Annotated in this window: 7 protein-coding genes (1 of these 7 only partly in view); all 7 read right to left on the reverse strand. The window is 63.5% G+C overall.

Annotation, left to right across the window (positions count from 1 at the left end):
- Tightly spaced (each overlapping or abutting the next), the 7 genes in view from GKIL_RS08830 to GKIL_RS08865 form a layout consistent with a single transcriptional unit that may run on beyond the window.
- Positions 1 to 1,992, reverse strand: partial view of a non-ribosomal peptide synthetase gene (locus GKIL_RS08830; RefSeq protein ID WP_023173188.1) — the start only. 4,554 nt of this gene lie to the left of the window's left edge; only the first 1,992 of its 6,546 coding nucleotides appear in the window; the start codon lies at positions 1,990 to 1,992; the stop codon falls past the left edge of the window.
- Positions 1,965 to 4,526 (reverse strand): thioesterase domain-containing protein, encoded by a 2,562-nt coding sequence (locus GKIL_RS08835; protein ID WP_023173189.1) that lies wholly within the window; start codon positions 4,524 to 4,526, stop codon positions 1,965 to 1,967. The genes GKIL_RS08830 and GKIL_RS08835 overlap by 28 nt, the downstream gene beginning before the upstream one ends.
- The gene (locus GKIL_RS08840; RefSeq protein ID WP_023173190.1) at positions 4,523 to 10,048 is read right to left on the reverse strand and encodes an SDR family NAD(P)-dependent oxidoreductase; all 5,526 of its coding nucleotides are present in this window, start codon (positions 10,046 to 10,048) and stop codon (positions 4,523 to 4,525) included. The genes GKIL_RS08835 and GKIL_RS08840 overlap by 4 nt, the downstream gene beginning before the upstream one ends.
- The gene (locus tag GKIL_RS08845; protein ID WP_023173191.1) at positions 10,048 to 11,619 is read right to left on the reverse strand and encodes a condensation domain-containing protein; all 1,572 of its coding nucleotides are present in this window, start codon (positions 11,617 to 11,619) and stop codon (positions 10,048 to 10,050) included. The genes GKIL_RS08840 and GKIL_RS08845 overlap by 1 nt, the downstream gene beginning before the upstream one ends.
- Entirely contained in the window at positions 11,616 to 20,006 is an 8,391-nt protein-coding gene (locus tag GKIL_RS22555; RefSeq protein WP_023173192.1) for a type I polyketide synthase, read from the reverse strand. Before GKIL_RS22555 ends, GKIL_RS08845 begins: the two co-directional genes overlap by 4 nt.
- The gene (locus tag GKIL_RS08860) at positions 20,003 to 21,040 is read right to left on the reverse strand and encodes a zinc-binding dehydrogenase (protein WP_023173193.1); all 1,038 of its coding nucleotides are present in this window, start codon (positions 21,038 to 21,040) and stop codon (positions 20,003 to 20,005) included. The genes GKIL_RS22555 and GKIL_RS08860 overlap by 4 nt, the downstream gene beginning before the upstream one ends.
- Entirely contained in the window at positions 21,037 to 21,291 is a 255-nt protein-coding gene (locus tag GKIL_RS08865; protein WP_023173194.1) for a phosphopantetheine-binding protein, read from the reverse strand. The genes GKIL_RS08860 and GKIL_RS08865 overlap by 4 nt, the downstream gene beginning before the upstream one ends.
- Positions 21,292 to 21,315: the final 24 nt, after the last annotated feature.

Below are 21,315 nucleotides of genomic sequence, written 5' to 3' on the forward strand. Positions count from 1 at the left end.
CATCACCCCTTTGGGTTTGCCGGTGGAACCGCTGGTGTAAATGACGTAGGCGAGCCGCCGGTCTTTTTCCCCGGAACAGGGAGGATTATCTGGGGAGGCAGCCTCGATTGCTTCTGCGTCGGTGTCAACGCGCACCAGCCGGAACCCGTCCGCATACCGATCCCCGCCCAGGTGACTGTCGGTGATCAATACCGACAGGCCACTGTCTTGAACGATGAAGGCGAGTCTTTCGGCTGGATAGGCCGGATCGAGGGGCACGTAGGCTCCACCGGCTTTCCAGACCGCAAGCAGACTGATGATCAGCTCCGGGCATCGCTTCAGATAGATGCCCACCAGCGCATCCGGGCCAACGCCCAATGCCTGCAGGTGGTGGGCAAGCTGGTTGGCCCGCTGATTCAACTCCCGATAACTGAGTTTCTTTTCACCCGAGACGAGGGCAATCGCTTCGGGAGTGCGCTCCGCCTGTTCTTCGATCAGTTGATGGATCAGCCGATCGTGCGGATAGTCCCGATCCGTGTCGTTCCAACTCACGAACAGTTGCTTTTCTGGCTCGGTGAGCAGGGGCAGGGAAGAGATGGGCTGGTCCGGACCGGCAACAGCCGCTTCCAGCAATGTCCGCAGGTGGCCCGTCAGCCGCTCGATCGTCTCGGGCTCGAACAGGTCCGTGTTGTACTCCCAACTGCCCGCCAGACCCGCTTTACTTTCCAGCAGCGTCAAAGAGAGATCGAATTTGGCGGTGCTATCTGGCATCTCCACCGGCTCCAGTTGCAGCCCCGGTAGTTCGACGACCGGCAGAGGTGCATTCTGTAGCGTGAACAGCACCTGAAAGAGTGGCTGGTAGCTGAGGTTGCGCTCCGGCTGCAGGTGCTCCACCAGCTTCTCGAAGGGCAGATCCTGATGATCGAAGGCTTCGAGCGTCACCTCCCGCACGCGGGCCAGTAATTCCCGGAAACTCGGTTCCCTGCCCAGGTCCGTCCTGAGCACCAATGTGTTGACGAAAAAACCGATCAAAGGCTCGATTTCGGAGCGGTTGCGGTTGGCGATGGGTGTGCCCACCACGATGTCCTCCTGGTGGCTGTAGCGAGAAAGCAGCACCTTGAAGGCGGCGAGGAGCACCATGAAGAGCGTCGCGCTCTCCTGGGCGGCCAGCCGTTCCAGGCTTTTCACCAAAGAGGCGGGGAGGGTGAAAGTGTGGGCGCGGCCCCGGTAACTCTGCACGGGTGGGCGGGGATGGTTGGTAGGCAGCTCCAGCAGCGCCGGTGCGCCCGCCAATCGTTGCTCCCAGTAGGCAAATTTTTCCTCGAAGACTGTGCCTGTGAGCCACTGCTGCTGCCAGGCGGCAAAATCGGCGTACTGGATCGCCAGTTCCGGCAGCGGGGAAGGCTGGCCTGATTGGAAGGCAGCGTAGAGGATGGCCAGTTCCTGGATGAACACCCCAATCGACCAGCCATCGCTCACGATATGGTGCAGCGTTACGATCAAGATGTGTTCTGTTGCCCCGAGCCGCAGAAGGCGCGCCCGCACCAGCGGCCCTGCCGCCAGATCGAAGGGAAGCTGGGCTTCAGTGGCCACCAGCCGCTCCGCCTCGCTCTCTTTTTCAGCCCCGGCCAGATCACTGAGATCCACTGGAGACAATGCGAGTGACACCTCGGGGGCGATCGTCAGTTGGGGCTGACCGGCGACGGTGCGGAAGCTGGTGCGCAGAACCTCGTGGCGGCGGACCACTTCCTGCAAAGCCGCCTCCATCGCCCCTACGTCCAGCACCCCGTTGAGGCGGGCAGCGACGGGCAGGTTGTACATCGCCCCAGAGGGCAGCAGTTGATCGAGGAACCACAGCCGCCTCTGGGCGTAGGAGAGGGGCAGTTCTCCGTCTCTGGGTACGGGCTGGATACTGTCCGCTTCGGGCGGCTCCCCATTCTGCTGCTCGGCGAGCAACAGGAGCAACAGTTGTTGTTGTTCGGGGGTCAGGTCGGTGAGCTGTTCGAGGTCCATGATCGGTTGGAGGTGGGGAAGGAAAGGGAATTATAGATACTATCTGCTAGCGCTTGAAGGTATTGGGGCAGAAAGAGGGTGCCGTGATCGCCCTGGATGGCCTGCACCTGCAACGGGCCACGCAGGAAGTGGCGCAACTCGTCCAGCAGGGCGTCGCTGTTGGTGCGGCCCATCTGCTCGCTCACGAGAATCGTCACCGGTCCGGTGTAGAAGCGGGGAGGATAGTTGCCCACCAGGCGGGCCACGATCTGCTCGTTGGTCCGCTTGGCCTGCCACAGCCATTCCAGTTCCGCCGGGGTCGTATCGGCAGGCACAAGCGCGGCGGCTTTCACTTTCGCGCAGAGGTACGGCCAGCGCTCCGGCTCGGGCAGGGCGCTGAGCAGGCGGTAGAGTTCGGCGACATCCCAGCCGCTTTCTCCCAGATCGCGACCGGCGAACCAGGCGAGGGAAGCGGCCTCCCAGTCCTGCCGGGCCTCGTCTGCGGACGGGGCGGGCGTTTCCGGCAGCAGCGGATCGAGGAGAACGACGTTTGCCACCGCCTGATTCTGACGGCGCAGGGACTGGGCGATCTCCATCGCCAGCAGTCCGCCCGAACAAAAACCGCCCAGGTAATAAGGACCAGCGGGCTGCACCGCCTGGATCTGGCGCACGCTCGCTTCGACTATCGCTTCCAGCCTGGTGGCCAGATACGAAAATTCGGCCTGCTGCTCGTCACCGGTTGCCAGCGCCGGAGCCTGCAGACCATAGAAGGGCTGGCCGGGGGGCAGTTGGCGGGCCAGATCCAGGAGTCCAATCACCACCGTCGAGGCGAATGTGCCGCCGAGGGGGGCGGCGAAAAAGAGGGGAGGCCGCTCGCCCGTAGGCCGCAGATGCACCAGCAGGGGCTGTTCCTGGCTCTGCAGTTGCTCTGACTTCCTGTGGTTGAGCATCGTTCCAAGCAGAGAAGTCTGGTGGGAGATCGCTTCGGCCAGATCGGCGATAGTCAAACGACCGCTCGGCAGAGCGTCCGGCGACACGGGCTGACCAACCTGCCGGGCGACGCGCTCCAGCAGTTCTTCCAGGAGCACCGCATTCCCGCCCAGGGCAAAAAAATCACTCTCCAGCGTCACCCTCCGACCCGGCAGAAGCGCCTCCCAGATCTCGACGAGGGCCGATTTGAGGGCCGTGCGCTTCCAGGAGACGAGGGGCGGCTCCGCCCCGTTCGTCGAACTGTCCTCGCCGGGCGAATCCACTTCCTGCTGGCTCATCCAGAGCAACAGCAACTCCTGCTGTTCCGGGCTCAGCTCCCCCAGTTCTTCGAGCACCTGCTGTTCACCCAGAGCGGAAGCCACTGGAACAGCCGCCGCCTGCGCCTCCAGATTCTCCAGTAGCCGCTCGAACGGTTCCACGCTCAGGCTGCCGACAAATTCCAGCGCACGGGTGCGGGAAGTTTCCGACAGTTCCTCGTAAAAAGCGCGGTCCGTCAATAGCCGCTCCAGGGCGACCAACCAGGGACCGCTGTCCTGCTCAGGGACGACGGGCTTTGGGATCAAGTTTGGATCGAAGTCGTCGCTGAACTGTTCGATGGGCTGCACTGGAAGGAGGAAATCGACCCCCAGCTTCATCTCCGGCAGCGCTCCGACATCGCTCGCGAGTACCGGAATGCCGCGCAGCATCGCCTCGACGGTGGTGAGGCCGACGCCCTCGGGAAAGAGGGTGGGCATGAGCAGAATCCGGGTGCGCTCGAAAATTTCGTCGATGTTCTCGACCGCCTTCAGCAGGTGAACGTTCGGCAGTTGGGCGAGGGCGGCCCGGTCCTCCGCCGTCGTTCCCCAGGTCGGCACGACGGCAAAATCGATCTGGCTGAAATGGCGGGCCAGGTCGAGAAAGATGTCGATGCCCTTGACATCGCAGGGGTTGATCATCGTCACAAAGCCACCGTCGAAGCGCCCGAAGCGGGGAAATGGTCCCGGCTCGTAGGAGGGCCAGTAGAACATCGCTGCTTCCAGGCCGCTCCACTGGCGGATGTAGCGCTCGATAAAGCGGCTCCCGGCAACGATCGCCGCTGTCTGGCCGAGCAGTTCAGTGGTGAAATCGTTGGGCACGAACGCCTGGGGACCGAAGGGCAGGTAGGTCGGGCTGAGGCAGAGGTAGACCACCCGGCCAGGACAACTTTTGAGCGCCAACTCCAATAGTCCCTGCGCCCAGTCCTCGCAGGAGACGAGCACCCAATCGGGTGCGAACTGGACGATCTGCTCGCTCAGATGGGGCCGCAACCCGGCCATCTCACCGACGGCGTGGACTTCGACGCCGTTCAGCAAGTAGGTGTAGAGGCTGCCGGTCTTCGAGACGGTGACGCCCTGGGCAGCCAGCCCAGTCAGGTACTCCACCTCGTTCAGCCGACTTTTGGCCGCCTCCAGCGTCGGTACAACCGCGATCACCCGATGGCCACTTGCGGCCAGCCCCTCCAGCAGGTAGCGATTCGCCTTCGTCGCCCCGTTGTTGAAGCCGGGATCGCCAAAGTAGGGCAGATTCATCGCAAGCAGAATTTTCATGGCTTCCTCGCCTGCAGCAGCGCCTTGATCTGCTCGGGGCTGAGATTTTTCACTTCCTGCAGCATCCGAGCCACCTTGTTCTGGTCCTGCCTTTCGAGCTGGCGGGCGAGAATCAGCTTCGCCATGCCCGCGAGGGTAGGGGTGCCAAAGAGAATCTGCAGGGGCAGATCCACCCGGAAGTGATCGCGGATGCGGGAGACGAGCTGGGTGAGCATCAGCGAGCTGCCGCCCAGGGCAAAGAAACTGTCGGCGATGCCCGGCTCCGGCACGTTCAACACCTCCTGCCAGAGGCGGGCCAGTTGCCGCTCCAGGTCGTTGCGCGGGGCGATCCGCTCCGGCACTGCTACCCGGCCCGCCCGCCCGAGGGTGCGCAGTTTCTCCCGGTCGATGCGGCCATCGGCGGTGCGCGGCAGGGCCGCCAGTTGGGTTGCCTCGCAGCGCGACGGCTGCCGGAAGCGGTCGGGCAGCCTGAGCGTCCGGATTGTCGCTGTCAGCGAACTGTCTCGGGTATCCTGCCCCCCGAATGGGCGGGTGAGGCAGGCATTGAGCTTCAATAGCTGGCGATCCGGGTTTTCCAGGTGCAGGCGAATGGCAGCCCGGCTGTCGTCGAGGCCGATGAGCAGGTGCGATTCACCGCTGCTCAGCGCCGCCAGAAGCGAATGCACACCCTGGTGGGCGGGGATTGCCTGAAAGCCCCGCGCCTGGAGCGTCTGCCGGTGGGGATTGTTCTGGCTCATGCCGATGTCATCCCAGATGCTCCAGCTTGTGCAGTAACTCTGTCCGTAGCCGTTCGCCCGCTGGTAGGCGGCAAAAGCCTCCTGGGCGCTGTTGGCCGCCGCGTAGGCTCCGAGCGTCGCCGCCCCAAAATAGCCGACCACCGAGGCAAAGCCGACAAATAGCGCCTCTGGCCGCTTTCGCAGCAACTGGTGCAGTACCCAGCTACCCGTCAGCTTGGGCCGCAGTACCTCCTGCAGACTAACAACGCTCTGTTCGACCAGCAGTTGTTCGTTGTAGGCACCGGCCAGGTGAAAGATGCCGTCGAGTGCCGCTCCCTGCCAGTGGCTACCGGCCCCCTCCACCGCCGCTTCCATTGCCTGCAGATCGCAGACATCTGCCTGCCGGTAAAGAACGGCACCGCCCAGATTTTCCAGCGTCCGCAATCTGTCGGCTTTTGCCTCTGCGCGACCAACCAGGAGCAGGCGGGCCTGGTACCGGGTCAGCAGGTGCTTTGCCACCTCTAGCCCGATGCCGCCCAGACCACCGGTGAGCAGATAGAATCCGCCCTTTCGGAGGGGAACGGGCTGCTTCACCCGCGCCACCATGTCCACTTTCTGCAACCGGGCCACCCAGCGCCTGCCCTGGCGGTAGGCCACCTCCCGCTCGCCCCGGCCACTCACCAGTTCCGCCAGCAACCCATCCCGACAGCGCTCCCCTTCTTCCAGCGGCAAATCGATGTGGCGGCAATCCAACCAGGGCAACTCCTGGCCCACCGTCTTCAGCAATCCCGTCAATCCGCCCTGTTCCCAGGCTGGTTCCTCGCCGGGCAGCACCGCTTGGGCTCCACTGGAAACGACTCTAAGCGTCAGGGCCGTGCGTCCGTCGTGTCTGGCTGCAAGCGCCTGCACCAGGGCGAGCACACTGTAGAGTCCCTTCTGCTGAGCGGCTTCCACCGCCTGAGCACTCTCCAGCACCTGCCGCTCCTGATACGTCCACAGGTGCAGAATGTGGCGGAGGTGCAGTCCTTCCGATTCCACGCTCCCCAGTAACTGCCCGTACTGCTCCACAGAAGTTGGATTCAGACGATAATGCCCCTTCCCTAACTTCTGGAAACCTTCGCCTGCTTCTACCTGCACACACTCTTTGAGTTCCGGTCTCAGCGACTGCCCGAGTCCTGAATCGTCCACGAACACCAGCACCGCCCCTTTTGGTTCCTTGTCTGAAACCTCCAGCACCCGCTGCCGCCACTGCTTGCTATAGAACCAGTCACCCACCGTCCGCTGGTTGTTCTGCAGCACATCCATCCGCTTCTGCAACGGCAGGAACTCCCCTGCCTCCAGGCGCTTCTGCAACTGCCGTCTCTGGATCTTGCCGATGCTCGTCTTAGGAATATCGCCTTTCTCGACAAGTAGCAGATGCTCCACTTCCACCCCCAGCTTCTGCACCACCTGCTGACGCACAGATGCCAGTAGCTCTGCTGGTTCGATGCCTGCTTTGGCGACAAGGAAAATGGCCAACTTTTCGGTAGCGTTGCCTTCCGCTCGGACAGCACAGGCAGCGGTGAAAGAGGCTTCCACTCCTTCTACTGATTCGACAAGTTGCTCGATGTCGTGGCTGTAGTAGTTTGCTCCGTTGAGGATGATCGTTTCTTTGTGCCGTCCCACCAGCACCAGATGACCGTTGTCGAGAAAGGCAAGGTCGCCTGTGTCGAACCAGCCATCCGCTAAAAGTACGGCTGCTGTGGCTTGGGGGTTTTGCAAGTAGCCGGAGAAGACCGCTTCGCCCCGCAGTTGCAGTCGGCCTACCTGTCGTTGTGTAAGTAAGTGGTTGTGTTCATCGACGACGCGCAGTTGCATTCCAGCAATCGGTCTTCCCAGATCGATAAGCTCGATCGTGCTGGTGTGTTTGTCGGAAACGCTGAGCGCCTGCCCGTTATCCAGCGCCACTTTGTCCAGTCTGTGAACAGTAAGCGGTGTGTCTTGTGTGGGCTGGAAGTAGGTGATGCCGGAGGCGACTTCCGCCATGCCGAAAGCAGGATGCAGCACCGTCCCTGCCAATCCGCAGCAATGCAGGTGGCTGTAGAACTCCTCGACGGTGGAAGCAGCGACAGTTTCGCCTGCGCTGAGCAGCATCTTCAGGGAACGGAGGTTCCAGGAGCGGGAGGGCTGTTGTCGGAGGGCTTGATTGACCAGGCCGTAGGCAAAGTTCGGGGCCCAACTGTGCGTAATCCGGTAGTGGTCCACCAGCTCCAGCCAGTACAGGGGAGAAGAGAGGACGGTTTCTTTCTGCAAGTAGACCACTCTGCAACCGGTAGTCATCGCCCGGATGTGCCAATCGCTGATGGAGCCGATGTGCTCGAAGGGTAGCCAGTTGAGCAAAATGTCCTCTGCAGAATGATTGCAGAGTAAGTTTGCACCACGGGCGCGGGCGAGCAGGTTGCGATGGGTGAGGGGGATGCACTTGGGGGTGCCGGTGGAACCGGAGGTGAGATTCAAAAGCGCAATGGCCTCCGGTTCTGGTTGGAAGAAGCTTTCTGCTGGAGAATGCTCGCCCAACTGTTCAACAACAAGGACAGGGTTTCCTGGTAAAGCATGACTGAGCGCGACCTCTGAAGCGTGGTTGCAGAGAACGGGAGGCTGGGAGAGGAACGCAGAGAGGTGCAGGAGCTTTTCTAGTTGGGCATTCGCCTGCTCGAAGGAGGGTGGAACGGAAACGATGAGGGGCACGAAGCCACCGAGCACACAGCCCCAGAAGGCCGGAACAAGCTGTTCCGGCTGATCTAGAAGCAGCAAGACGGGAGTGTGAGGAGCGATGGAACGGGAACGCAGGGCAGTGAGGATACAGCGGGCGCGATGTAGCAATTGAGGGTAGCTCAACCGCTGTTCGCTTTTGTCGGCGAGCAGGAAGGTGAAGCCGTGGTCGGGAAAGTGAGCAGCGGCCCAGGGCAGCAGTTCGACCAGAGTGGAAGGGAAATCGGCCCCCGGCTCGGGCAAGGCTCCACCGTCTACGAAGGCAGTAGGGAAATTGTTTACGTCCGTTATTTCGGGGGAGGGTTGTGGCGGAGAATTTTCTGGCAAACTACTGGGTTCCACTGATGGTTTACTTGAAAATCTCGGCGAACTTTCAAATTCCACCAGTAGTTCACTGAGGTGCAGAGGTGGACTCGGCTCAGGATGTGGCTGCAACAGGACGGTGACCTGCTGAATTTCAGGCAGAGTTTCCAGATGTGCTTCCCAGCGCTCGGCCAGGTCCGTATCGAGGATGGGTAGCTGTTGCAGAGCCGATTCATCCACCGCACCGGCAGGAGTGAGCGGCAAAGAGGCGAGGGGCACCAGCCGGTCAGGCACCAGGGCAGCAGGCAGTAGGCCGCGCAGTTGGGCCAGCAGACGCTCAGGAGCGAGGGGACTGCCGCTTACCGTGTAGGCGACCAGTTCCCAGCGATCGTCTTCTGTGAGGCGGGGAAGCACCGCACAGTCCTCGATCGTCGGATCGAGGCGCAGGGCGGTTTCCAACGTCGCTGCGGAAACGTACACACCCCGAATCCAGAAGGTCCGCTCCAGGCTGCTGGTGCGATCGAGGGAACCATCGGCGAGCAGGCGGCCTACTTCCCCGGTGCGCAGCAGGGGGCCATCGGCGAAGGGACTTTCTATAAATCGTTCGTCCGTTCTCTCTGGCTGGGAATGCTCCAAACCAACGGCTGCCCCGGCCAAATAGATTTCGCCCGTTACACCGATCGGCACCGGCTGCCGGTAACTATCTAGCACGTAGACGGAAGTTACCGCTGGTTGTCCCGCTGGTACCCATTCGCGGCCCGTGCCAGGACGGCAGATCTGGAAAGTGGCCGCTACAGCGACTTCCGGAGCTTTCCAGAAATACACCAGTTCCACCGCCGGATGGGCAGCGAGGAAGCGGTCTACCAGTGGTTGAGCCAGTAGTTCACCACCGCAGAGCACTTGACGTAGGCTGGAACACTGCGTCCGAAGCACGTCGGCAAGCTGGGAAGGCGTGGCAAATAGAACACTGACGGGCCGGGTTTCCAGAAACCGCATCATTTCGCCGCTCGCAGCCGGGGCGAGAACGAGGCAGGCACCGGTGGTTAGAGGCCAGAGCCATTCCAGGAGGGAAGTAGCAGGACCGGCGCTCAGCAGCACCCGATCGCTGGGGTCAAGAGGAAAAGTCTGCTGGAGCCACTGCAGGCGATTCTCGACGAGGGCGTGGTCGAAGCGGACACTGCCCCGGCCAGTGTTCACGATCAGGGCTGGGTCGGTGCCGGTGACGGACGCGGGCGGATCGCTGGTTTTTTCAGAAACATCTGATTGGCCCAGCACCAGTTGCGGACAGGGCAGTTCGCTCAGGGTCTCGGTGCTGAGCACTAGCTTGGCCCCGGCTAGAGAAAGGTGATTGCGGAAGCTGGGGTCGGCAGGGTCGAAGGGAAGAACCGCTCCGCCTGCCTTGAGAACGGCGATGAGCGCTGCCACGGTCCAGGGGCTGGCCGACTGGCTGAGGGCAACGATGCCACCGGCAGAAAGGAGTGGAACCAGTTGGTCCACGGCGTCCGCCAGTTGCCGGTAGGTCCACTGTTCATTGCCCACGACGAGGGCAACGGCTTCGGGATCAGTTTCTACCTGATCGGCGAAGCGCTGATGGGCCGGGATCGTCTGCTCGGATGCCTGCAGGAGGAGTTCGGCGTACTCGCGCACCTGGGCGTCGCTGATCGCCTCGGGCGGGCGGCCCGTCTCCTCGGCAAGAAGCTGGCGAATTTCAGCGAGCAGGGCGTCATCCAGCCCGGTCGTTTCGGCCTGCATCAGGGACTCTCCTTTTTGCGCAAAGCTTGTTGTAGGCGGCTTCTCAGATCGGGCGTCAGCCGCTTGGGGGCCGGTTGCTGCTCTGCGGCACTGAGCAACGGCAGTTGGGCGATCGGTGTCTGGGGAGCGGCGACAATGCCTTCCAGCAGCACCGTCAGGTGGGTGGCCATCCGGGCGACCGTGGCCGGGTCGAAAAGTTCGGCGGCGTACTGAAACACGCCCGAGAGTGCCCCGCCCGCCTCGACCATCATGAGTTGGAGCACGAAGCGCTGGTTGGCTCTCCAGGCGAGGGGAAACGATTCGAGCACCAGATCGCCGCTGCCCAGGACGAGTTGCGCGCCACTTTCACCGGCAGCGGGCACCCCGATGGCCGAGGCGGCCTCGCGACCGGGGGCAACCCGTTCCATGCCGAAGCGGTGCGACTTCTGGAAGACGAAGAAGATGTCGGTGAGCCGGGGCTCGCCGGGGGCGGGTTCGCTCAGGCTCTCCAGTACCAGCGAGAAGGGACAGAGCTGGTGATCGAGGGCAGCCATCAACCGCTGGTGAACCTGTTCCAGCAGGGTAAAGAAAGGCGGGTTATCGCTCAGGTCCGTGCGCAGGGCCACCGGATTGATGAAGTAACCCAGCACCCCGGCCCAGTCCGCTCCCTGGCGGCCCACCGTGAGCGTGAGCACGGTCAGATCTTCTTGACGGGTGTAGCGGAAAAGTAGCACCTGAAAGGCGGCCATCAGCACCGCGTAGAGGGTGGTGCGGGACTGGCGGGCCAGATCTTTCAGGCGCTCCGTCAGCTCCGCTTCCAGGGTGAAGGCGTGGCAGGCACCGCTGAAGACGGGCACAGCCGGTCGGGGCCGGTCGGTGGGCAACTGGGCAACCGGCTGGGCGCTGCGCAGTGCGTTCTGCCAGTAGTCGCGCAGGCGCTGGCCTTCTGTCGAAGCGAGGAGCTGATCGTGCCAGCGGACGAAATCCGGGTACTGGCGCTCCAGCGGCGGCAGAACAGGAGCCTTTCCCTGCCGGTAGGCGCTGTAGCTCTGACCCACCTCGTCCAGGAGAATACTCAGCGACCACATGTCGATCGCGATGTGGTGGATGGCGAGTAGCAGCACCGGCTCCGCTCTTCCGACAAACAGATCGGCGCGCAGGAGCGGTCCTTTTTCTAGCTCGAAGCGCTGGTGGGCGCGCTCGTCCAGTTCGGCGCGTAGCTGTTCTGCACTCCAGCCGGTAGCGTCGGTGACGTTGAAGTGAACAGGTTGCTGGCGTTCCACCCGCTGAACGGGCTGGCCGTCCTGCTCGCCGAAGACCGTGCGCAGGATGGCATGGCGGTCCACGACCGTCTGAAAAGCGCGTCTCAGCGCCTCGACATCGAGAGGAGAACGAATCGCCCAGGCAAAGATGACGTTGAACTCGGTGCGGCTGGTCTGAGCCGAAATCTGGTACCAGAGCCAGAGATCGCGCTGGCCACGGGAGAGAGGGTGGCTGGTGGCAGCGGCTGCCTTGCGGCGCAGCAACTCGGCGAGCAGGGCGCGCTGCTGTTCGGGCGGCAGGTGGGCGAGGGATTCGGGCAGGCCGCTCATGGACTCTGGCCCTCCGGTGGCAGGAGGGTATTGAGCAGGCGGCTCACTTCTTCGTCCGTGAGCTGATCGAGCTGGGAGAGCAGTTGCTCGGCGGTGGCCGGATCGAGCGGAGACGCATCTGAAACCGGTTCCGGTGAAGCAGGCAGGGTGCGTTGTTCCAGTTCCTCGCGCACCTGTTCTGCAAGTTGGGCGATGTCGGTCCTGCCAAAGAAGCGGGCGACCGGCACGTTCACTCCGCAAGCGGCCTGAATTTGATCGCTCAATTCCAGGGCCATCAGCGAATCGAGGCCCAGATCGACGAGGGGCCGCCGCTGGTCGATCCGCTGGGCGGGCAACTTGAGCACCCGCGCCACCAGGGCGATCAGGCGCGCTTCGAGCGATTCTGCTGGAGTGCCGCTGTCTGGAATATCTGCAGGTGCGGCGGGAACCAGACCGGCGACGAAGTTCCAGAGGGCGCGGTCGTGGAACTGGTGGGCGAAGCGCTGCCAGTCCGCATTCAGTACACCGAGCTGGAACGAGCCAGGGGCGGTCAGGGCTGCTTCCAGAATCGCCAGACCCGCCGCCGGGGCGATGGGTTCCAGTCCCTGCTCGGCGAGGCGCTGCCGGTCGCGCTCCGGGAGAGCGCTTGCCATCCCCACCTCGCCCCACGGTCCCCAGTTGATCGTGAGAGCCGGCAGACCTTCGGCATGACGGAGTTGAGCGAGGCCGTCGAGAAAGGCGTTGGCGGCGGCGTAGCTTGCCTGAGCGCGGGGGCCGAGCAGCGCGGCCATCGAGGAGAAGCACACGAAAAAGTCGAGAGGATAGGAGCGGGTGAGGTGATGCAAGTGCCAGGCACCGCTCACCTTCGCCGCCAGCACCCGCTCGAAGCGCGACCAGTCGAGCTTTTCGATTACCCCGTCATCCACGATCCCGGCGGCGTGGACGATGCCGCGCAAGGGCGGCAAGTGCAGGTCGATCTTTTCCAGTAATTCTTGCAACTGTTCTTGATCGGCAATATCGGCCTGGACGACGAGTAGCTGTGCTCCCATCGCTTCCAGTTCCTGCAGGCGGGAGCGGATAGCTGAGGTAGGAGCGCGGCGGCCCAGCAGCACCAGATACCGGGCTCCGCGCTGAACGAGCCGCTGGGCCACTTCGATGCCAAGCCCGCCGAGGCCACCGACGATCAGGTAGGTGGCATCCCCAGGCAGGGCGAGGGGCTGGACCGTTGCAGGTAGAGCCGTTCTGACTAGTCGCGGCGCATAGCGCTCACCGCCCCGCAGGACCAGTTGCCGTTCTGTATCTGGAATTAGCAGTTCCTGCACCAGCGCCGTTGCTGCCGCTTCCGGATCGAAGGCAGGATCGAGGTCGATGAGGCCGCCCCAGTGTTCCGGCTGTTCCTGGCTCATTGCCCGCCCCAGACCCCAGAGCGGTGTCTGGGCGACAGCGAGGGTTTCTGTGACGGGCGATTGCGCCCCCCGACTCACCAGCCAGAGCCGACCGGTGCCCGAGGCGGCAAGTGCCTGCAGCCAGTGGAGGGCCGCGCCGCAACCGAAAAGCTGTCCCGTAGACGTAGCCTCCGCCTCCAGTCCCCAGAGGTGAATCACCCCGTCCACCGGTGGGTGGGTGGAAAGTACGTTTCGGAAAGCGCCTGGATCAGCGGGATCGATCGTCGGTCCGGCTGAGGCATCTCCAGCAAAGATCAGTTCGCATTCTGCTCCCGCCGCTCTAAGTTGGCAGGCAAGCGCTTCGCCCACTCCCGTGCGATCGGCGGCGATGAGCCAGCGGCCAGTGGGGCGGGAAGGCGTTGCGGCCCGTGACACCTTCTGCCACTGCACGCCGTAAAGCGAGTCGTTCCCACTTATCGGAGCGTTGACAACGGTGCGGCGCACCTGCAGGCCACGGGCGAGGGCGACGATTTCACCGCCTTCGTCGCACAGATAAAGATCGCCTGCAATCGTCTGTTCGCCGTCCGCCGGGCGCAACCGGGCATAGCTCCAGAGGCGCGTGCTACAGGGGCGATACCACTCGAAGGCTTCCAGCCCCACCGGCACATGGATTTCCGCCGCGCCTGCGTCGGTGGCAGGGAGACAGGCTGCCAGCACCCGCAGACAACTGTCGAGCAGAGCAGGATGCATCCGGTACGCGCCACTGTCCGCAGAAAGGGATTCCGGCAAGATCACTTCTGCCAGCGCCTCACCTTCTGCCTGCCAGAGCCGGGTCACAGCCTGAAAAGCGGGACCATATTCCAGGCCGACCGCCGCCAGTTGCTGGTAGTGGTCGGTGAGGGAAGCGGGTGTAGAACGCTCGCGGATCTGGACGATCGCTTCTGTAAGTGGAGCCGATGGGCTGGATGCAAGTTCCACAATGCCAGTGGCGTGGAGCTGCCAGTCGGTCTCAGAATCCATCGGCAGGCTCGACAGGGCAAACGTTGCTCCCCCCTTCTCATTGGGTGAAAGAGCGAGTTGCAGTGGAATGGCTACTTCCGTCACCACCAGGGGCCGCTGCAGCTTCAGATCCCTGAGCGTCCATTCCTGGGAGCCGAGGGCAGCCCGTGCCCCTGCCCGCACCAGTTCGATCACCGCCGCGAGGGGAAAGAGCACCTGGCCTGCTACCCGGTGATCGGCGAGGAAGGGCAGGTGGGCAGTACTCAGTTCCGACTCGAAGAGAACGTCCCGCACCGCCAATCTGAGCCGCCTGCCTAAGAGCGGATGGGCGGTGGTGGAGGAAATGGCGGCAGCAGGCTGCTCCCGGACGATGGCTGTCGGGCGTTCGGCCCGCTCCGGGTGAGCGAGCAGAGTAAAAAGCGGCTGCAGGTCGCCAGTATCATTCCGTGAGCGGCAGAGAAAAAGCCCGGTCGTCTCGGGGCGAAACTTGTTCTTGAACTGGTAGTTGCCGTCGCCGTTCAGGATCTGCCGCTCGTGCAGGCTGGCAAAGAGCGCTTCAACTGCTGGATTGGCGGCGGGATGGGGGCCAAGTTCGGTGCCGAGGGTGGCTCCCAGACTGAAGTAGGTGCGGCCTTCGGTGCGCAACTGCTCAAGGATGTTCACGATCCCAAATTCGAGGCAGCCCAGCGGCACCGCATCCCGGTAAAATTCCAGATCCATCAGGTAACCGTTGCGCGCACCGGCGGGAGCGAGGAAGATCGCCCCGTCCAGCATTCCTTCTTGCCGGATGAGAAACAGGCGGTGTCCGGCGGGCAGTGTGTTCTGACGAATCTGCTGCTGGAGCCAGGGTAGGAAAGCGGCGTCGGTTCCCTTGGCCGCACTCCACTCGTCGATCAGTTCGATCAGTTCGCGGTCGGTCGCCGGGTCGCCACCGGGGCGATATTCGAGCGTGGTGCAGTTGCCCAGCTTCGCATAGTGGTTCACCTGATAGCGCAACCGGCGCATAGAATTGCCCTGGAGGCTGAAGTGCTCCAGATCCTTCAGGCTCTGCCAGACGCCGCAGGGAGTGGTCGAAAAGCCCAGCGCCTGCAGGTCGTCCGTGCGCTCCGCTTTCGCGAGGAAATGAACCCGCAGGTTCTGGCTCGCTGCCCAATCCAGCAGTTCCGCCGCCAGTGCCCGGTAGTTTACTGGTGAACCAATGTAGGCACTCACGAGCAGGACTGGGCCACTGCGGTTGAAGTAGAAGCAGCTCTGCCGCTTTCTGCCCAGAAAAATAAAGGGTGCAAGAAAGCGGCGGTTGATCGCCTGGGTGTCGTCGTCCGCCCAGTTCTTGACCAGATCGCCCAGGATCTCCTTCAGTCCGCGATCCTGAGCCAGAGTATCCGCCTCGACAATCAGGGGTTCCAGCTCAGGAAGCCCAGCCAGCCAGTAGCGCTCCCGCGACCAGGGGTAGGCGGGCAGGGAAATGCAGTGGCCACCCGGATGAAGTGCAGGCCAGTTCACCCGGCGACCGGCTTCGTACAGCCTTGCGAGGGTGTTCAGGAGCACAACCCTTGAGCTTTCGTTGTTGCGCAGCGACGGGTAGACCGGCCCGGTGTTCTCGTACTGGCGCAGGGAGGGAGCAAGAACCGGATGGACGTTCAATTCGACAAACAGGTGCGCCCGGTCCGTCGGCAGCGAGCGGATCGCATCGTGGAAGCGGACCGGCTGGCGCAGGTTGCGGCCCCAATATTCCGGCCCGAAATCGGAAGCGCTCGCCAGGCTGCCGCTGACGGTCGAGTAGATCGGGATCTGGGCTGCTTGGGGTTTCAAATCACCGAGACAGCGCACGAGTTCAGCGGCAGCACTCTCCATCGCCGGGCTGTGGAAGGCCCGCTCCACCGGCAGCATCCGGGCAAAGACTTCCTGCTCCTCCAGTTGGGCAATGAGGGCAGTGAGCGCAGTTTCCTCCCCCCAGAGGACGGTCGTGCGGGGGCTGTTGAGGGCGGCAATCCCGAGGCGATCCGGCTGGACCTCGACAAAAGGCTGCACCTCGGCGGCGGAGAGACCGATCGCCGCCATCCGTCCGGCTGGCGCTGCTTCCAGCAACCGGCCCCGGTGGTAGACGAGCACAATCGCCTCTTCGACCCTGAGCACCCCGGCGACGCAGGCCGCCGCCACTTCGCCGACGCTGTGGCCGACGACGGCATCGGGGACGACTCCCCAACTGCGCCAGAGGGCTGCCAGGGCGACCTGGACGGCAAAAAGAATCGGCAGGGCGTAGCTTGGACGTTCCGGCGCTGCTTTTTCGAGTGTTTCCAGCAGCGACCAGCCCGCGTGGGGAAGGAGAGCCCGATCGCATTCTTCCAGCACGGACAGGAAGGCCGTTTCCTCCAGCAACTGTCGATCCAGTTGGAACGAGCGCGGCCCCTGGCCTGAGAAGACGAAGACCACTTCGGACGCGCCGGGGCGCGGTGCGTCTTCCTGCGATTCCCAGAAAGTGAGTTGCTCCAGCAGTTGCTGACGGTCGCTGCCGACGAAGCCCAGGCGCTCGCGGTGGTGGGTGCGGCGAACGGCGGCGGTGTAACAGAGATCCGCCAGATCCGGAGCTGCCGGGTCACTGAGCAGGTTGCCCCACTGGTGCGCAAGGGCAGCCAAAGCCGTGCGGTCGCGGGCGGAGAGCGGGAGTAGATAGGGCGGTGCGGACGATTCTGTTTCAGAAACAGGGATAGCCGGGGCGGCTTCGAGGATGACGTGGGCGTTGGTGCCCACGAAGCTAAAAGCACTCACCCCGGCAATCGCTGGTGCTTCGCTCACAGGCCAGGGGCGGGTCGTGCGGGGGATCGCTACGGGCAGCGCCTGCCAATCGACGTGGGGATTGGGGTGAACGAGGTGCAGGTGGGCGGGAATCTGGCCTTTGTGCAGGGCGAGCACGGTCTTGATCAGGCCCGCCACACCGGCGGCGGCCTCCAGGTGGCCAATATTCGTCTTCACCGAGCCCACCAGGAGCGCTTCGCGGCGTTTTTCACCGAGGGCAGCGGCGAGAGCCTGAATCTCGATCGGATCGCCCAGGGCAGTGCCGGTGCCGTGGGCTTCGACGTAACTCACCTCTTGCGCTGCCACCCCGGCGGCGGTAAGGGCGGAGCGGATCACCGCCTGTTGGGCGGGGCCGTTCGGAACCGTCAGCCCACCGCTCGGCCCGTCCTGGTTCACAGCGGAACCCCGGATGACGGCGAGGATTGGATCGCCGTCGCGCTCCGCCTCGCTCAAGCGCTTGAGGACGACCACACCGCAGCCTTCGGAGCGCACGTAGCCGTCCGCCCGCTCGTCGAAGGTCTTGCAGCGGCCATCCGGAGCCATCAGGTGCATCCGGGAGGTGACGACGGTGCAGAGGGGAGCAAGGAGCAGATTCACCCCGCCCGCCAGCGCCAGGTTGCATTCTCCACCCCGCAAACTCTGGCAGGCGAGGTGGACGGCCACGAGAGAAGAGGAGCAGGCCGTATCGACCGCCATACTTGGCCCCACCAGACCGAGCAGGTAAGAAATTCGCCCGGCGGCAGCGCTGGCAGAAGTGCCGGTACCGAAGTAGGGGTCGATCGCCCCTGCTGGGTCCGGGTGCAGCAATTGCAACTGGGCGTAGTCGGCGGTCGAGATGCCGACGAAGACGCCCGTCCGGCTTCCATTGAGTTGTGAAATGTTCTGGCCTGCTGCCTCCAGCGCTTCCCAGCTCACCTCCAACAGCAAGCGCTGCTGCGGGTCGAGGGAGATAGCCTCGCGCGGCGCGATCCCGAAGAAGGCGGCATCGAAGCGATCCACTTCCTCCAGAAAACCACCCCAGCGCGTGCTCACCTTACCGGCGGCGTTCGGGTCCGGGTCGTAGAGGCGGGCGATGTCCCAGCGATCGGAGGGCACCTGGGTAATTGCATCCCGGCCTTCGATCAAAAGTTGCCAGAAAGCATCCGGGTTCTCCGCGCCCGGAAAACGGCACCCCAGGCCGACGACGGCGATCGGCTCGTCGGCAGCGACGGCGGCTGTCGGCGCTTCCAGTTGATTAGAAGCAGGTCGTAGCTGGCGGGCAAGAAAAGCGGTCAGCCCTTCAATCGTCGGGTAGTCGAAGAGAACGGTAGCTGTGAGAGAAAGGCCCAGTTCCCGTTGCAGGCGGCTTGCCAGCGCCACAGCAGCGAGGGACGTGAGGCCCAGATCGAAGAGGCGCGACTCGGGCAGGAACGTGGCCGCCGGTCGATCGATGAGTTCTGCAAGCTGAGCTTTCAACCAGTCGCCGAGCAGGCGCGGTACCCGTTCAGAGGAAGCGGCAAGCAGTTCGCGGCGCAGGGGTGATTCGGGAAACGTAACAACGGCAGCCGCCAGATCCAGACCTTCCGGCCAGTAGCGCCGACGCTGGAACGGATAGGTGGGCAGGGCCGCACGGCAGTGGTCCACCGAGTAAACCGTCTTCCAGTCCACCTCTTCCCCGGCCAGGTAGGACGCTACCCAGAGCGGCATCTCAGGGGACGGGACGGATGCGCCGGTGTCGAGCTGGCGGCGCAACTCGGCAGCGGAATGACCGTGGACGGCGAGCCGGTAAGCGAAGTGGCTGCGCCCGGTAGCGGCGGTGAAGCAGATAGCTGCCAATTCACGGTCAGAAACAGTTTCCAGAAACCGGGCGTAGCGCGCTGCCAGTTCGTCCAGAGCCGGGGCAGTTTTCGCGGAGAGAACAAGGGTGTGCGGTCCTTCCGAAACCTTTACAGGTCTTGCCGGGCCTTCCTCGACCACCAGATGACAGTTGGTGCCCCCGAGGCCGAAGGCGTTGATTCCTGCCAGCCGGGGGCGCTCGTCCGCAGGTAGCCAGGGCCAGTTCTCCCGGTGCAGTAGCAGAGCCGAAGGCACCAGATCCGCCGCCGGTTCCCCCAGGTGCCAGTTGGCTGGGACGGTTCCTTCCTGTAAGCAGAGCACAACTTTGATGAGCGAGGCGATGCCCGCCGCCCATTCCAGGTGCCCGATCTGGGATTTGACGCAGCCCACCCGGCAGGGGTGATCGAAGACAGTGCTCAATGCCTGCCACTCGATGCGGTCGGTGAGAATCGAGCCGATGCCGTGGGCCTCGATGTAGTCCACCGCCGCCGGGGCAATTCCGGCGCGATCGAGGGCGGAGCGGATCACCGTTTGCTGCGCTTCTAAAGAAGGAGCGCTCAGCGCACTCGTGCCGCCGTCCTGGTTCACAGCGGAACCTCGGATTACCGCCAGGATGCGGTCTCCCGCTGCCAGTGCGTCGCTGAGGCGCTTGAGGACGACCGCGCCGCAGCCTTCGGAGCGCCCGTAGCCGTCCGCCCGCGCATCGAAGCTCTTGCAGTGGCCGTCCGGGGCGAGCATCCAGCTCTGGGCGAGGCTGACCGAGGTGGCAGGGGAGAGGATGACGTTCACCCCTCCAGCGATGGCCAGGTCGATTTCGCCCGCAGCCAGGGCCTGAGAGGCGAGGTGAACAGCCACCAGGGCCGAGGAACAGGCCGTATCGACCACCAGGCTCGGCCCGCGCCAGTCGAGAAAATGTGACAACCGGTTGGCAATGCTGTTGAGCGCCTGGCCGGTTGGGGAGTAGGCTCCCAACTGCGTCAGATCGGCGTTCATGCGTCGGGCGAAGTCGTTGCCGCCTGTGCCGATGTAGACCCCGGCGGCACTGCCTCTGAGGGCGGCGGGGACGAGGGCGGCGTTCTCCAGCGCTTCCCAGCCCACTTCCAGCAGCAGCCGTTGCTGCGGGTCCATGTAGCGCGCTTCTCCCGCCGAGATCTCAAAGAAGCGCGCATCGAAAGCATCGATATTGTCTAAGAAACCGCCTTTCAAACTGTTGATCGTACCTGCCGTCCCCAGGTCCGGATCGTAGAGTGAGCGGGCATCCCAGCGCCCGGCGGGCACTTCGGTGATGCCGTCGCCGCCGGTCGCAAGCAGTTGCCAGAATGCTGCCGGATCGGGTGCGCCGGGGAAGCGGCAGCCGATGCCGACGATGGCAACGGGTTCATCAGATAAAGCAGGGCGGGACGGAGGGTTCATGGGCTTTGACTTTCCAGGTCGAGGGCAATCACGACTTTGCCGATGTGGTTGGCCTTGCGCATGTGGCGGAAGGCAGCCACGACATCGGTGTGGGAGAAGATCTGGTACGGAAGCGGTTGCAATTGCTGGCTGGAGAACAATTCCATGACTTCGGCAAACAGGGCGGCGAAGCGCTCCGGCGGCAACTGCTGCAGGTCGATGGCAAAAAAGGACAGGTTGTTGCGAAAAGGATAGAGGTCGATCTGGGTGTGGTCGTAGATGTCGCGACGACCAATCTCCAGAAAGCGGCCAAAGGGAGCGAGCACGTTCAAGCTGGCGCTCAGGAACTCCCCTGCCAGCGAGTTGAGCACCAGGTCCACGCCCCGGCCAGCGGTCGCCGCCATCACTTCCTCCACGAAAGCCAAGGAGCGCGAATCCATCACACAGTCGATGCCCAGGGAGGCGAGGTAGGCGCGCTTTTCCGGTTTACCGGCGGTGGCGAATACCCTTGCCCCGGCCCGCTGACTGAGTTGCAGGGCAGCGAGGCCGCAACCGCCGGTAGCAGCGTGGATGAGAATGCTCTCGCCGGGGCCGATCCGCCCGAGGTGGTGCAGGGCGTAGTAGGCGGTGAGAAAAGTGCCGGGAATCGTCACTGCTTCGGCGAAGTTCAAGTGGGCCGGTTTCGGGGCGACCAGAAAGCGGGGCAGCGTCACCCGTGAAGCGAAGCCGCCGGGGGCAAAGGCCACCACCGCGTCCCCCACCGCCAGATCCGTTACGCCCTCGCCCACCGCCACGATTCGCCCGGCGGCGTCGCCGTCGAAAGTCAGCTTTCCGTTCCCATCCCGGTAGCTCAAGAAGCCCGCTCCCTCCGGATAGAGGCCCAGAGCTTTGAGCACTTCGCGAAAGTTGAGGCCAACGGCGGCGACGGCGATCTCCACTTCGCCCGGTCCCGGCGGCTGGTGGGGAGCCGGACGAAAAACCAGATCGTCCAGGACGCCCGGCTCGGGCATCTCCAGGCGAAAGGGCGGGGTACCGGTGGCAGGCGGACTTTTCATGCGGGCGCTTGCTCGACCGCTACAAACAGGTCCACTAGCTGGCCGATATTCTTGACTTTCGCCAGTTCAGTGCGCGGAATTTTGATCTTCAGCTCGCGCATCGCCGCCGAGACGATCTCGACGATATCGAGGCTGCTTGCCCCGTAATCGACCATCGACTTTTCGGGGCGAATCTCGGTGTGTTCGAGGCCATCGACGTTGAGCTTGATATGTTTGGTCAGGATCTTCAACACAGCTTCGTGGCGGTCCATGATTCGGTCTTCTCCAGGGTCTAC

The organism is Gloeobacter kilaueensis JS1, from assembly GCF_000484535.1.
Classification (GTDB): Bacteria; Cyanobacteriota; Cyanobacteriia; order Gloeobacterales; family Gloeobacteraceae; genus Gloeobacter; species Gloeobacter kilaueensis.